Source organism: Acidaminococcus sp. AM33-14BH (assembly GCF_003603525.1).
Taxonomy (GTDB): Bacteria; Bacillota; Negativicutes; order Acidaminococcales; family Acidaminococcaceae; genus Acidaminococcus; species Acidaminococcus intestini.
In genome coordinates this window covers 20587-35956 of record NZ_QTNG01000010.1, presented here as the reverse complement: position 1 = coordinate 35956, position 15370 = coordinate 20587, and the positions used below count along the sequence as shown (strand labels likewise).

Genomic DNA, 15370 nt, shown 5'->3' with positions numbered 1-15370 from the left:
CTCTAGGAACGATTATTTTTTGTCGTCATCTACGACTTCGGCGTCTACGACGTCATCATCGTTCTTCTTATTGTCAGAGGAAGCCCCGGCGCCAGCACCGGCATCAGCACCGGCAGTGCCACCGTTCTGGCCATTTTGCTGGTTCTGTTTATAAAGTTCAGCAGACAGTTCATAGAGCGGTTTCTGGAGGGCTTCCGTATCCGCCTTGATCTTATCTACATCGTCACCCTTCATGGTTTCCTTCAAGGTATTGATGGCTTCCTGGACCTTCTTGATTTTGTCATCGTGACCCTTGCCTTCCATATCCTTGACGGTCTTTTCAGCCTGATAAATCAGTGTATCGGCCTGGTTCTTTGCATCAACAGATTCACGGCGTTTCTTGTCGGCAGCTTCGTTGGCCTGAGCTTCCTTCACCATCTTGTCAACTTCTTCCTTACTCAGGCTGCCGGAAGAGGTAATGGTGATCTTCTGTTCCTTGCCCGTGCCAAGGTCCTTGGCGCTTACGTTCACGATACCGTTGGCATCAATATCAAAGGCAACTTCGATTTGAGGCACGCCCCGCGGTGCAGCGGGGATACCGCTCAGTTCGAAACGGCCAAGGGTCTTGTTGTCGGCTGCCATTTCACGTTCGCCCTGGAGAACATGGATGTCAACGGAAGGCTGATTATCCGTAGCCGTCGAGAAGATCTGCTTCTTGGAGGTTGGGATGGTCGTGTTGCGGTCAATGATCCGGGTGAAGACACCGCCCATGGTTTCAATCCCAAGGGAAAGCGGCGTTACGTCAAGAAGCAGGACGTCCTTGACATCACCAGCCAGTACGCCGGCCTGAATGGCAGCACCGACAGCAACGCATTCATCAGGGTTGACGCCGTGAGCCGGTTCCTTACCGAGAACGCGTTTGATGGCTTCCTGGACAGCAGGGATACGGGAAGAACCGCCAACAAGGAGAATCTTATCAATATCATTGACGGTCATCTTGGCATCACTGAGGGCCGTATGAACACACTGGATAGTGCGGTCAACAAGGTCACTCGTCATGCTGTCAAATTTGGCACGAGTAAGATCCATGTCAAGATGCTGCGGGCCATTGGCACCAGCCGTAATGAACGGCAGGTTGATATTGGTTGTCATCATGCTGGACAGTTCAATCTTGGCTTTTTCAGCCGCTTCACGAATCCGCTGCATGGCCATCTTATCACCTGTCAGGTCAATGCCGTTTTGTTTCTTGAATTCATCGGTCATCCAATCCATGATGCGATGGTCGAAGTCATCGCCGCCCAGATGGGTATCACCGGTCGTGGATTTAACTTCGAAGACGCCATCACCCAGTTCCAAAATGGAAACATCGAAGGTCCCGCCGCCAAGGTCGTAAACGAGAACGGTCTTGTCATCGGACTTATCAATGCCATAAGCAAGGGCAGCCGCCGTCGGTTCGTTGATGATTCTCTTGACATCAAGACCAGCAATACGGCCGGCGTCCTTCGTAGCCTGACGCTGGGAGTCGTTGAAGTAAGCCGGTACAGTAATGACCGCTTCCGTGACTTTTTCGCCGAGATAACGTTCCGCGTCCCCCTTCATTTTTTCAAGGATCATAGCGGAAATCTGTTCTGGCGTATAGTCCTTGCCATCAATGGTCACGGTATACTTCGTGCCCATGTGACGTTTGATGGAGCTGATGGTCCGTTCCGGGTTGGAAACAGCCTGACGTTTTGCCAGCTGACCAACGAGGCGTTCCCCATTTTTTGTGAAACCGACAACGGACGGAGTAAGGCGGCCGCCTTCCTGGGTCGTAATAACAGTCGGTTCGCCGCCTTCCATCACGGCGACAACAGAGTTCGTAGTCCCTAAGTCAATACCAATGATCTTGCTCATTATAAATTCCTCCTCATGCAACTAACTTGCTGGTTCTCACTTCAGTTAATTATGGACAACCCTTACCTTGCTGTGACGGATGACATCATCACCAATCCGGTAACCTTTTTCAAGGACCATATCAATGCTGTCATCAGGCAGGTCGGGATTGCTGCCTTGCATAACGGCCTCATGGATCTGCGGATCGAAAGGCTTGCCTTCAGCAGGAATCTCTTCGATATGCAGGGTTTCAAGGGCCTTTTCAAACTGTTTGTGGATCATAGCCATGCCCTTTAAGATGGACTCGGCATCATGGTTTTTTTCCACACTGGCCTCGGCGCGTTCAAAATTATCGAGGACCTTCAGGAATTCCCGGACCACTGAAGCCGTTACGAAACGGCCTAAGCGTTCCCGTTCTTCCGTATTTCTCTTGCGGAAATTATCAAAGTCGGCCTGCAGACGAAGCAACCGATTGGAAAGCTCATCGATTTCCTCTTGCTGCTTGGAAATCGTTTGATCCTTGGGATCAGGCGTACCATCTGCCGGTTCTGCGTTTTTTTCCTCAGCCTCCGTGGCCTTTGCTGCTTCCGCTTTGTCAGCACTCATTTCGGCGGCTTGTTGTTTTGGATCTTTTGTCTCTTCGTTCACCGTACGTCCTCCCTATTTTTCATCAATTTTATTCATGACCACCTTCAGGTAGTGATGAAGATAATCCATCACAGAAATGACCTTGCGGTATTCCATACGGGTAGGTCCCAACACGGCAAGGGTCCCAACGACCTGGCCATTCAGGCGGTAGGTCGCTTGGATCATGCTGCAGTCCTGGATGCTGGAGAACTTATTCTCGCTGCCAATGGTGACCCTTAATCCCGAGTCACTGCTGGCCTTTAGCATATCCTTGAGCATCTGTTCTTCTTCAAGGACGCCCAAGAGTTCCCGCATCCGTTCCGTATCCTTGAATTCAGGCTGTCCCAGGAGTTGTTTGGTTCCTCCAAGGAACATCTTGTCCTCCTGCTGGCCGGCCTTGACCTTCTTGATACGGCTTACGATGGATGCATACAGCCGTTTGTCCCCGGCAAGCATTTCCCGTACCTTTGCTAGGAGCTCCTGCGAAATATCATTCAGTTTGCGTCCATTAAGGTACTGCGAAACACGCTGGGCAATCTGGTCCAGCTCACTTTCTTTTACTCCGCTGGGGATTTCCACCACGCCATGATCGACATTTCCCTCTTCCGTGACGATGCACAGGATAGCCTGACCCTTGTTGAGGGGCAGGAACTTCATGTAGGAGAACGTAGCCTCGCTGTCCTTGTTTGCAAGGACGACGGATACGTTCTTGCTCATGCGGGACAGGATCTTGGCCGTGGATTGGAAGATGTCGTCAATGGTATGCACCCGCTGCCTGAACCAATTGTTGATGAGCGCCATATCGCTCGATGATAGGGTCAGGGATCCTTCACCAGCAAGGGAATCCACATAGAGGCGGTACGCCGCCGCGGAAGGAATCCGTCCTGCCGATGTGTGGGGCTGCTCCAAGAATCCAAGGAGCTCCAGATCGGACATTTCGTTTCGAATGGTCGCCGGACTGATACCAAGATTATATTTCCGAGCGATTGTACGGGATCCTACAGGCTCGGCCGTCTCGATGTAATCATCAATGACGAGTTGAAGTATTTTCTTTTGTCGTTCGGTCAGCACTGTAATCATCTCTTTCCCTGATTATTAGCACTCGAAACTTTAGAGTGCTAACATCTAATGGTTAAGATACACCTCTTTAGTCAAAATGTCAATACTTTCCCGAAAAATAATTTACAAAAAGCAAAAGCCTCAAAAAAGAAGGCCCCATGCGGGAAAAAGCCTATGGAAAAGGGCCTCCGCTGGGGTATTGTCCTTGGTGTTGGCTGCTCGCGTTCCCTTCATGGTGTGAGGTGTCAGTCCGTTGTGATGAAGGCTTCGAAGGCAAGGTTCCCGTACTGCATGCCAAGGGGCGTGAGACAAAAATGACCATCCTCCCATTTGGCCCATCCCTTATGGATGAGGTTCTCTATCTGAGGCCCGTAATCAAGGGCAAAGGAGCGCCCAAAGCGGGCTTCATAATCCAGGAGGGAGAGGCCTCTTACGGTACGTAGGTTCATGAAGATCATTTCTTCCCGCTGGACGGCAGGTGACAGGCATTCTATCTCCGGTGCCTCTCCTCTTTCGTAGGCCGCAAGATAAGCCGGGTTGTTCTCCCGTGTCCTGCCGTCAAAGCGCGTCGCTCCGGCGCCAAAGGCAAGGTAGGGATTGTAGTGCCAATAGACAAGGTTGTGCCGCGACTTGTCACCTGCTTTGGCAAAATTGGAAATCTCGTAGCGCTCGTAGCCGCCCTTGACGAGGCGGTCCATGATGAGGTCATACATGTTACCCGTCTCATCGTCTGTGGGAAGGATCCAGCGCCCTTGTCGGAGATTATGGGAAAGGACGGTCCCCGGTTCAACGGAAAGCCCGTAGATGGAAATATGGCTGGGTCCCAGAGCCATGAGTTCCGTCAAGGATGCCTCGACGCTTGCAGCCGTCTGCGTCGGATATCCATAGATAAGGTCACAGGACAGACGTGTAAACCCCACCTTTTTGCTGAGAAGGATAATGTGCCGCGCCTCATCCGCTGTATGGGTACGGCCCATGAGGCGCAGTTCGCTGTCCTCTAGAGACTGGATGCCAAGGCTCAGGCGGTCCACCCCCAACGCTCGCAGTCCCCTAAGGTAGGCTTCATCGACAGTTCCCGGATTGGCTTCAAAGGTCACTTCCCGCGGCGAATGGAGATAGCCTTTTTCCTTCAGGGCATGGAAAATGGCGGCGAGTTCCTCCAAGGATAGCAGGCTGGGCGTACCGCCGCCAACATAGACTGTCGCGCCGCGGCTTACAGGAAGGGGGGCATCATAGCTCCTGATTTCCCTGATCAGAGCCTTGACGTAGCGGGCGCGTGCCGCCCCATCCTGCCCCTGGTAGCTTATAAAATCACAGTAACTGCACTTATGCTGGCAGAAAGGGATATGGAGATAAATGCCTTGATAGGCTTCCCATGGATGCATTTGGAAGACTCCTTTATGTGTGATGGGGTTATTGTAACATGGATGAGAAGGTAGAAGGGTATATTTTTATTCAAGAGCAAAATCGCTCCGCTTCTCCAAAATAACGTGTCGTCATCTCCTGCGCCCAGCTTATGAAAGAGGAAGGGGGTTACAATCCTCGTCCCATATGGGCTCATCTACTTTGTCGCCCACGATTTTACTTTTTCAACGTACACACGTCTTTTGAAGCCGCGTAATCAGAAAAAGGCTGCAAAGCGATGCTTTGCAGCCTTTCTTACGCTTACTTTTGCGTGATCAGGCGTTTCAGGTCGAGGAGTTCTTTTTCAAGACTATCAATTTTATTTGCCTGGATTTTCAGCATTTCATCTTGATGTTCAATCTTGGCGTTCTGGTCCATGATGGTCTGCTGCATGGCAAGCGGACTAGCCTTTGGCTTCCGGCCCTTTGTGCCAAAGCGGAAAGTGACACCGCCACTCATCATGGCATCGCCGTTGCCAAGGGTGCCGCCAAGGTTATACATGACATCTTCATTCGGACGGTAGAACAGGCCAAGGGCCGCTGCATTGGCCGCTTTATAGTGACCATAACCGAGAGCAAATTCAAATTTGCTGTCCGGATCCCATTCCAGGGGATGGAGCGCTGCCAGGGCGGCTGCGCCAGCGCCAGCACGGCTCACTTCGTGGGTCATGCGGCTATTGAGGCTCTCTACGCGGTGATCAACATAATCCACATTAGCTGCACTCGTCGGATCGCTTGGATCTGTGGCAATTCCGGTAATGGTCCTCGTGACACCATCTTTACCACGAACATCGATGGTCTTTGCCGTCCCAGTCTGATCGATATTGATGGTCACGCCATCGGTTTTCATAAGGGTATTTCCATCCACCTCTTTAAGAGCGTTATAGAGAGTGTCGCCGCTGATGAGCCGATGGTCACCGCTTTGGGATTCGCCCGTGCCAAGCTTCTTCTGCCAGCTTGTAACATCGGAATCCGTGAGATTTCCTGCATCGCGGTCGGCCTTCTTATCCATGTCCTCTTTCATGACATCTTTGATGGCACTGTCATCAACGTTAACGGCATAGGAAATGTTGCCATTTGTCTCCGTCTTCGTCGTTACGGTCGTGTTCTTCCCATTGACGACCTTCACCGCATCCTGGGCAAGGTTCTTGATTGTCGTCTTTCCTTCATCCGTAACGTTGGAAAGATCCGTCTTGGCATAATTGTTGTCCAGATTATCGGTGATGTTCTTGATGCTTGTAATATTGTCTGTGTTCCTCTTCACCTGGTCATCAAGGTTCTTCAGGTTCTCTCCTGCAGTTGCATCCTTCTTGACGTAGGTGCCGTCTTCGCTGACGCGGGTTTCATCCTTGATGGCTTTTGCCACCGTATCGCCCGTCACAAGACGGTTGTCACTTTCTTTCACCTCGCCCGTACCAATGGCCTTTCCCCAGCTTTCGGCATTCTTCTTCTGGTCTTCTTCGGAAGCGGCCGTTCCGTCGGCGTTCTTGAGGTTGCTGCCAATGTTCGAAGCATCGATGTTAGCTTTCTTGTCAAGATTTTTGTTTGTATCCTGCGAAGCCTTATTTAGGGCATCGTAGACTGTATCGCCCGTCACAAGACCGCTGTTCCCTTCTTCGACCTTGCCGTCACTGGCCACATCGACCTTGAAGGTTTTCACCCCATCCACCTCACGGGAGGAAACAGTCGTATAGGACCCATTTTCCATATCGATGGTGCCTTTGGCGAGGTTCTTGATGACCGTCTTACCGGCATCGGTGATGTTCGTCAAATTCGTTAGGTCCGTAATGTTCTTCGCATTAGTACCCACCTGTTTATCAAGGGCAAGGAGGTTGTCACCAGTGGTACTCGCCATCTTGACATAGGTGCCATCTTCCTTCGGACGCACTTCCGTATAGACCGTTCCGCCCGTTACAAGCTGGCCATTATTTTTATCAATGGTGCCCGTACCAACGGCGCTGCCCCAAGCGTTGAGGTTCTGCTGGATGGCATCATCCGAAGCAGCCGTCGAGCCATCGTCCCCTTTGAGGTTCTTGCCGACGTTCGACGCATCAATATCGGCCTTGTTACTGACCTTCGTATCCATGTCAGTATCGATGGCATTTTTGGCATCCTCAATGGCGTTATACACGGTATCACCGGAGACGAGGTTTGCGTCGTCTTTTGCGACCTTACCATCATTCTTTGCAGAGACAGTGTACGTAACGGAAGAACCGTCCGTCGCTTTTTCCATCTGCACTTCTACGCGGTCGCCGGCTTTTACTGTGACGGCCCCTACAGCAGCTTTCTTGATGACCGTTTGTCCGTCAGCTGTAATATTGGAAAGATCTTTCAGGTTCCTAATATCTGTCGCGTTGCTCGCAATGTTCGACGTATTGGTGGAGATGTTGTCGGCATTACTCTTCACCTGTCCATCAAGGGCCAAAAGGTTATCACCCGTCGTGCTTGCCGTCTTGACATAGGTCCCATCAGATGAAGGCCGCACTTCGCTATAGACCGTGCCGCCCGCCACAAGGTTCGCATCGCCGGAAGCAACAGCACCATCATTGTTGACGCTTATCTTGTAAGTGGCAGCCCCTGTCGTTTGGTCCGTTTCGCTTGCTACACTGATGCGATCGCCTGCCGAAACTTTTGTCAGCTGATCCATGGTTGCCGCATCGTGACCATCTTTACCGTATCCTACATTGACCAAGCGATTATAAAGGTTGCTGCTATAAGTCTGTTCCTTTACGGTTCCTCCCCCGTTCACTGTATACGATGTTTGATAATATTTATCACCTTTGTTATGTCCGACGGAAATGGTTCCTGCTTCCGTGGCCACGGCGCCTGCACCGATGGCAACCCCTTTTTCAACATTTGCTGACGCACCGATGCCAATTGCAACGGCATCTTTTGCCGTATCTGCGGTTGAAGCACCGCCAAGGGCAACAGAATATTGTCCTTGAGCAGCCCCTTTTTCTCCCCCTACCAAAACTGAATAGAGCCCACTTGCAGCATTAGACCAGCCGCCTAAAATGGCAGTCCCCGTTCCGGACACCGTATTGCTGGCCCCGCCATAAACAGAAGTCAGCGTACCTGCTGTCATATTATAGGTTCCGCCAAAAATGCCCGCCTGTCTTCCTCCAACGGTATTTTTTGTTCCCCCAATCAGAACGGACTGGTTAGCATTCCCTGAAGACTTGTTTACCGTTCCGCCAACAAATACAGTATCCGTTCCACTCGTCAGTTCGTGTTGATTCCCACCAATGATGATCCCGTTTGCCGCACCATTTTTATTATTTGAGCCTCCAATGATTGTGCTGTTGGTGCCGCTTGCTGTATTGGTATTTCCGCCCATAATAGACGCATTTTCCCCTGAAGCCGTATTGGTGGAACCACTTACAACAATGGAGTTTCTCCCTGAAGCTATATTATTGGCGCCGCCCGTAACAACAGAATAAACGCCAGAGGCCGTATTTCCCGATCCCCCTAAAACAACGGAATAATTTCCGCTGGCCGTATTGTATTGGCCGCCTAGGACCTGTCCGTATAGCGCAAGAGGTGCCGTTGCGGTTCCAATGCTGCCGCTATCAGTAACAAAGATTTGCCCTGCGTGGCCCCACCATGAATTGGTTGAATCAATGAAAGCATAGTATAGATCTCCCGTTGTTTGGGCAGTCGTACCGCCTGATGTCTTATAATCCATCGAGACCTGTTTTTCCGGCGTGATTTCCGCGGCGTACCCCACATTTCCCACAATCCTGCCTTGATTAAAAGGCAAAAGCGCGGTCACTCCCCATACGGTCATAGATGCCATGGTCAAGATAGCAATCTTTTTACGCAAGCTCATTGTCCCTCTCATCGATCTCCTCCTTGTTTTCCTTCAGTCCCCCATGGTATTTTTCTCTTTTATCCATTTTTTCTCTTTTCAAATTGTAAAATAGGCATAATGAATCGTTTCGTAAACTAAGTTTATTATTTACAGAATATTATGCATTTTAATGATAACTAATTATTTTAGTTTCTTTTTTATATCTATATTCTTATTCATGTCTGATCATTCTATAAGGAATTTTGTTATATGTCAATAATATTTTTTAAATAAAATAGATTCATAATATATATATTATTGGTAATCATGTTTAAAAATCGATTATATTCATAGAATACAACTTTCACTTTAAACGAATTACTCATTTAATTTATATATAAAAATCGGCCATTTTCTTACAAATTCGTAAGAAAATGGCCGATTGATTCAGAGACTTACTGAGTTAGGGAACGACCTGATTACTTTATGAACCCAACCTGCTTGCTGATTTCAGCATAGACCTGTTCCGCCGTTTTACGGTATTTCTTCTTATTTTCTTCAAAAAGGTTGTCCCCGTGAGTATCAATGGCGACAATCAAGGGCCCTAAGGTATCGACTTCACTGGTCCACAGGGTTTCCGGCATCCCCAAGTCTTCCCACTTACGGTCAATGATCTGCTTGAAATTGACAGCACTGACAACGGCGCAGCCAGCCGGAAAAACGCAGAAGATACAAGTATCTTCCTTGCAGGCTTCCTGGGTCCCCTCCCCCATGCCGCCTTTACCGACAATCAACTTGACGCCCGTTTCCTTGATGAAGGCCTTTTCAAATTTTTCCATTCGCATGGAAGTCGTCGGTCCAATGGAGACCATTTCGAAGCGATCCTTTTCGCCGGCAATGGGGCGGACAATCGGCCCGGCATGGAAGATGGCCCCGCCTTTGAGGTCAACGGGAAGTTCCCTTTTTTCCTCGATGAGGCGGCGATGGGCAACGTCACGACAGGTCGTAATGTGACCGGTCAGGTAGACAATGTCACCGATTTTGAGGTTCTTGATGTCTTCGTCCTTGATGGGCGTATGAAGGATAATCTTAGCCATTAAAATTCAGCTCCTTTGTGGGTAGTAACAGTATAATGCAGATCCTTATCAAAGATGATGTGACCGCGGCGATGGTTCCAGCAGCCAATGTTCACGGCAACACCGATGGCCGATGGATGGCGGGCTGTATTGACGATATTGACGCCCAGTACAGAGGCCGATCCTGTCATACCCTGCGGGCCTAGGCCAATCTTATTGATGCCTTCTTCCAAGAGCCGTTCCATCTTGGCTGCCCGTTCGTTCGGGTTATGGGACCCGACAGGACGCATGAGGGCCAGTTTTGAATTAAGGGCCGCTGTTTCAACGCTGGTTGCAACACCAACACCAACGAGGAAAGGAGGGCAGGCATTCGGGCCATAGCTGACCATTCTTTCAAGGACAAATTTCGTAACGCCTTCATACCCCTCCCCTGGCATCAGGACCATGGCATGACCTGGAAGGGTGCAGCCACCGCCTGCCATATAGGTATAGATTTCGCAGGAATCAGAGTTTGGTTCAATGGACCAAAATACGGAAGGGGTTCCTTTACCGACATTTTTCCCCGTATTGTATTCGTCAAAGGTTTCTACACTGTTATGACGGAGCGGGGTCGTAACCGTCGTGCGGATCACGGCTTCACGCAGCAGTGCTTCCAAGTCGTCAATGAGAGGGAACTTGGTTCCGCATTTTACAAAGAACTGCAGCACGCCCGTATCCTGACAGGACGGACGGTCAAGCTTTTTGGCAAGCTCCATGTTCTTTTCATAGGTTTCATATAGCAGTTTGGCAATGGGTACGGTTTCCTTGGAAGCCAGTTCCTTTAATTTGTCTGCAACATCGTCCGGCAGGACCTTGGACGTATACCCGACAAACCGAGCCATGATATCGGTCATCTGTTCAACTTGTTCAGTGTGTGACATTTAAAAATTCCTCCTTATTAATAACTGCCTAGCTTGATATGGGTCATCATTTTCTCAAGGATAAAATGGGAAAATGAGGGGAAGCAAAATGAGACTGATAATAGCGGAAACCACAATCATCGGAAGGCCTGCCTTGACATAATCATTGAACGTATACCCACCTGGGGCAAAGACCATCATATTGGCCGGCATCCCGATAGGAGTGGCAAAAGCAAGGGACGCTCCGATGACGGTAGCGACGACAACGGCCTTGGGATCCGCCCCCATTCCGGCTGAGATATTGAGACTGATTGGTACGAGAAGGGCAGTCGTGGCAAAGTTGCTCATAAAGTTTGTCATGAGGGTCGCGAGGAGAAAGACCACCACGAGCAGAGCAAAGGGAGACGCACTGGGTCCCAAGGCACTAATGACCGTGTCAGCAATCATCTTGCCGGCGCCTGTCTTTTGAAGGGCTTTGGCAAGGGCCAAGGTGCCGCCATAAACAAAGATGGTCTGCATATCAATGGAACGATAGGCCGCCTTTTCGCTGATAGCGCCGCAGGCCACAAGGACAACTGCACCGATGCAGCCGGAAAGATAGAACTTGATGCCAATCTGCTTTTCAAAGATCATGGCAAGAATGGTAAGGACCATGACAACCAAGGAAACCATTTGTTTCCATCGCGGCACATCGGAAAAGTCCTGCTCCTCATCATACATGGAATCTCCCATGTTCTTCGTTTTTTCCGGCAGGAAACGATACCCGACACAGGCAAAGAAGGCCGTACTGATCAGAAGAATAGGAAGACCGACAAAGCCATATTCAAAGAAACTGATTTCAACACCTACATTCTGAAGCGCGGCTTTTCCTAAAAGGTTGCCCGGAGCGCCGATAATGGAGAGGTTCCCGCCCATGGCAGCAGCAAAGATGAGGGGAAGGAGCAGGCGGGAACGGGAAAAACCAGATTTTGATGCCGTTCCAATGACGATTGGAATCAAGATAGCGGCCGTTCCTGTATTGGAAAGAAAGCCGCTCATGATGCCCGTCACAAGCATGACCGCAACAATGAGTTCCCGTTCCGTATGGGCGAATTTGGTGACGATGCCGCCCACCCGATTGGCCATACCGGTTTCAAAAAAGCAGCCCCCAATCACGAACATAGCAACAAAAAGGATCAGATTGTTATCGACAAAACCACCAAAGGCATCCTTGGGACTGAGGACTCCTGTAAGAACCAGGACAAGGAGCGCAATGATGGACGTAACCGCCAGTGGAATCTTTTCCCAAACAAACATAACAATAACAAATAAGAGCAGTGCCAACGTAATGGCAACGGGTGACATAGCAATTCCTCCCTTAGATAGAATTGGCGCCATTGGATACATTTTAAAATATACATTTGTATTTTATATTTAATAAAGTATCCATTTCTTGATTAGACTATATTCCAAATTTGATATTTCGTCAAGAGAATCATAGAGTTTTCTGTTTTTTCCATACAATTAACGAAATGCTCTTACGAATATTATCTAATTAGTCGAGTTTTTATCAGGTGTTTTCCATTCTGCTCATAAAAAAAGAGACTTTCCGAAAATCACTTTGTGACTTTTGGAAAATCTCGTCTCTACGAGTGCGCCAACGCAGGCACTGCTATCCATTTTTGTTTGTTTATAAAATAGATATATCCATTTTTTATTTTTCTTCCCTTGTGACAAAGCTGCGGTAATTGGTGAGCACGTCTTCCATGCTGCGCTTCATATGGGCAACCATGAGCGCCCTCGCCCGCTTGCCGTCATGGGCCCGCAGGGCTTGCATGAGCTCATCGTGCTCTATGCTGGAAATCTTGGCATATTCCTCTTCGGTGACCAGATATCCCATGGATAGACCACTCCATAGATTGGCTGCAAGATGTTCCAATTTCTCATTGCCACAGGCTTTCCAAATGGCCATATGAAAGCTTTCGTTGTAGTCCTTATAAGCACTGTAATTTTTCTCCGCAAGGGACCGCTTCATATCTTTATAGACAGCTTCAATGCCGGAAATATCGGTCCCTTCCTGCGCTGCAAGATAAGCAGCTTCGCCTTCAAGGAGCGCGCGCACGGCATAGTGGTCACGAATGTTCTTAGTGCTCATGCCTAGAACAACGGCCCCTTTATTGGGACGCAGCCGGACGAGTCCCTGGGAAGAAAGCAGCTGCAGAGCTTCCCGCACAGGGGTGACGGATACACCCATCCTGCGGGCCGTTTCTTCCAAAGTCAGGACCGTTCCCGTCTCGATTTCCTTACGGAAAATAGCCTTGCGCAAATAGGAGGCGACCTGTTCCCGCGCGGGCAAGAGATTGATAGGCTGGATGGCCGTATTTTTGAGCGGTTCTTTTATTTTTTCCTGCATGGGTAGATCCAAGCCATCAGGGGAACCTTTTTTTCCCCGCACAATGATGTGGCGGTTGGAAAGCTTTTCTGCATAACCTTCTGCCACGAGACGATTCAAAGCCTCTCTTACAGGCATCCGAGAAACACCAAAGGATTTGGCCAGTTCCACCTGTTTCAATTCTTCACCAGCCGAAAGGATTCCCTTTTTGATTTTTTCTGAAAGGACCGAGAAGATTAGGTCCTGCGAGCTTACTTTTCCCTTAAGGAGAGCGTTTTCTTTCTTGTCAGCCTTCATGACAAAGGCCCCCTTCTTTGCTTTTTATGAAAAATGAACTGTCCGCCAGTCTAGGTAAAGAAAGGACAATCCCCGCAAGCAAGGAAATGCTTACTTTTCATCCATTTTAAGGATGGCCATGAAGGCTTCTTGGGGCAGTTCCACGGAGCCAACCTGTTTCATCCGTTTCTTCCCGGCCTTTTGTTTTTCAAGAAGTTTACGTTTACGCGTAATATCACCGCCATAGCATTTGGCAAGAACGTCCTTTCTCAGGGCACTGACGTTCTCACGAGCAATGATCTTGCTTCCGATTGCGGCCTGGATGGGGATTTCAAAAAGCTGCCGGGGAATGATCTTGCGCAATTTTTCCACAAGGGCGCGGCCCCGTACTTGGGCGCGGTCCCGATGGACAATGGCCGACAACGCGTCGACAGGATCCCCATTTAGGAGGATATCGACTTTGACCATATCGCTGGGCCGATATCCCGACAGTTCATAGTCAAGGGAGGCATAACCGCGGGATACGGATTTCAAGCGGTCAAAATAATCAAAGATGATTTCACTTAAAGGCAGGCTGTAGTGGAGCATGACCCGGTTTTCATCAAGATAGGTCATATTGGCATATTCCCCACGTTTTTCTTGGGACAGTTCCATCACAGGTCCCACATATTCCTTGGGTACGATGATGGTTGCATTAACAAAGGGCTCTTCTACATGGTCGATGACAGTTTGGGGTGGGAAAAGAGAAGGATTGTCCACCATTTCCACATCCCCATTCGTACGGACAACTTCGTAAATGACGTTGGGTGCGGTTGTAATCAAGGCGAGGTTATATTCTCTTTCCAGCCGTTCCTTGATGACATCCATGTGAAGGAGCCCCAAAAAACCGCAGCGGAAGCCAAACCCCAAGGCGGAGGAAGTTTCCGGCTCAAACATGAGGGAAGCATCGTTGAGCTGCAGTTTTTCCAGAGCATCGCGGAGGTTATCATAATCGGAATTTTCCACAGGATAAAGACCACAGTACACCATGGGAGTTGCTTTGCGATAACCGGGCAGGGCCTTGGCAGCGGGATGGTTTTCATCCGTGATGGTATCCCCCACCCGCGCATCGCGGACGTTCTTGATGGACGCGGCAAGGAAACCAACCATGCCTTCCCCCAGTTCCTCAACATTGACAAGGGCCGGTTTGAAGACGCCCACTTCCGTAACTTCATAGACTTTTCCCGTTGCCATAAGGCGGATCGTCATGCCCTTTTTAAGGCAGCCATTCATAACACGTAAGTAGAGCATGACCCCTTTATATGAGTCAAATTTAGAGTCAAAGATGAGCGCCTGCAGCGGTGCCGCGTCATCCCCTTGGGGAGCCGGGATACGGTTAACAACAGCCTCCAGGACCTCATCAATGCCAAGGCCCGTTTTTGCCGAGCAAAGAATGGCTTCCGACCCATCAATACCCAGGACATCTTCCACTTCCTTGATGACCCGGTCAGGATCGGCACTAGGAAGATCCACCTTGTTGATAACCGGGATGATTTCAAGGTCATGTTCCATTGCAAGGTAGACGTTGGCCAGGGTCTGCGCTTCAATGCCCTGAGTCGCGTCGATGACAAGGAGTGCGCCTTCACAGGCAGCGAGAGCTCGGGAGACCTCGTAGTTGAAGTCGACATGGCCCGGGGTGTCAATAAGGTTCAAGATGTAATCATTGCCGTCTTTGGCATGGTAATCAAGCTGGACGGCCTGGTCCTTGATGGTGATGCCCCGCTCCCGTTCAAGGGACATATTGTCAAGGATCTGGTCTTCCATTTCCCGCTTGGAAAGGGTCCCTGTCTTTTCGATGAGGCGGTCAGCAAGCGTGGATTTTCCATGATCGATATGGGCAATGATGGAAAAATTCCGGATTCTATGGGTCTGTGGCATGGATTGATTCTACCTCCAAGATTTCAATAAGCTAAAAACACCGCGCGGCATAAGCCGCGTGGGGGTTATTTTCATTATAGCATGAAGGATGGCTCCTTGTA

General features: G+C 49.6%; 10 protein-coding genes and 1 pseudogene. All 11 read right to left on the bottom strand.

Features of this window, described 5'->3' with window-relative positions; genetic code table 11:
* Window positions 1-12 precede the first annotated feature (12 nt).
* Complete coding sequence (gene dnaK / locus DW817_RS07890; RefSeq protein ID WP_009015666.1) at window positions 13-1872, bottom strand: molecular chaperone DnaK; 1860 nt, start codon at window positions 1870-1872, stop codon at window positions 13-15.
* Window positions 1873-1917: 45 nt separating this feature from the next.
* Window positions 1918-2499 carry a nucleotide exchange factor GrpE gene (gene grpE / locus DW817_RS07885; protein WP_009015667.1) on the bottom strand — a complete coding sequence of 194 codons (582 nt, stop codon included), beginning with the start codon at window positions 2497-2499 and terminating at the stop codon, window positions 1918-1920.
* Window positions 2500-2511: 12 nt separating this feature from the next.
* Window positions 2512-3558: a heat-inducible transcriptional repressor HrcA gene (hrcA, locus tag DW817_RS07880; RefSeq protein ID WP_014128365.1), complete on the bottom strand. Its 1047-nt coding sequence runs from the start codon at window positions 3556-3558 to the stop codon at window positions 2512-2514.
* Between the two features lie 224 nt (window positions 3559-3782).
* Window positions 3783-4922, bottom strand: coding sequence for a radical SAM family heme chaperone HemW (gene hemW, locus DW817_RS07875; protein ID WP_021737080.1), 1140 nt, complete (start codon window positions 4920-4922; stop codon window positions 3783-3785).
* A gap of 280 nt (window positions 4923-5202) precedes the next feature.
* Window positions 5203-8781: a YadA-like family protein gene (locus DW817_RS07870; RefSeq protein ID WP_021737075.1), complete on the bottom strand. Its 3579-nt coding sequence runs from the start codon at window positions 8779-8781 to the stop codon at window positions 5203-5205.
* 428 nt (window positions 8782-9209) lie between these two features.
* Window positions 9210-9827, bottom strand: a complete 618-nt coding sequence (ttdB, locus tag DW817_RS07865; protein ID WP_009014753.1) for a L(+)-tartrate dehydratase subunit beta — start codon at window positions 9825-9827, stop codon at window positions 9210-9212.
* On the bottom strand, window positions 9827-10726 hold the full coding sequence (gene ttdA, locus DW817_RS07860; protein ID WP_009014754.1) for a L(+)-tartrate dehydratase subunit alpha: 900 nt from the start codon (window positions 10724-10726) through the stop codon (window positions 9827-9829). Before ttdA ends, ttdB begins: the two co-directional genes overlap by 1 nt.
* Before the next feature lie 54 nt (window positions 10727-10780).
* Complete coding sequence (locus DW817_RS07855) at window positions 10781-12049, bottom strand: SLC13 family permease (protein WP_014128359.1); 1269 nt, start codon at window positions 12047-12049, stop codon at window positions 10781-10783.
* A gap of 349 nt (window positions 12050-12398) precedes the next feature.
* Window positions 12399-13097 (bottom strand): GntR family transcriptional regulator, encoded by a 699-nt coding sequence (locus DW817_RS07850; RefSeq protein WP_369794677.1) that lies wholly within the window; start codon window positions 13095-13097, stop codon window positions 12399-12401.
* A gap of 69 nt (window positions 13098-13166) precedes the next feature.
* A pseudogene (locus tag DW817_RS11090) lies at window positions 13167-13373 on the bottom strand (GntR family transcriptional regulator); the annotation flags it as partial.
* Between the two features lie 90 nt (window positions 13374-13463).
* Entirely contained in the window at window positions 13464-15269 is a 1806-nt protein-coding gene (gene lepA, locus DW817_RS07845; protein WP_021737101.1) for a translation elongation factor 4, read from the bottom strand.
* Between the last annotated feature and the right edge of the window lie 101 nt (window positions 15270-15370).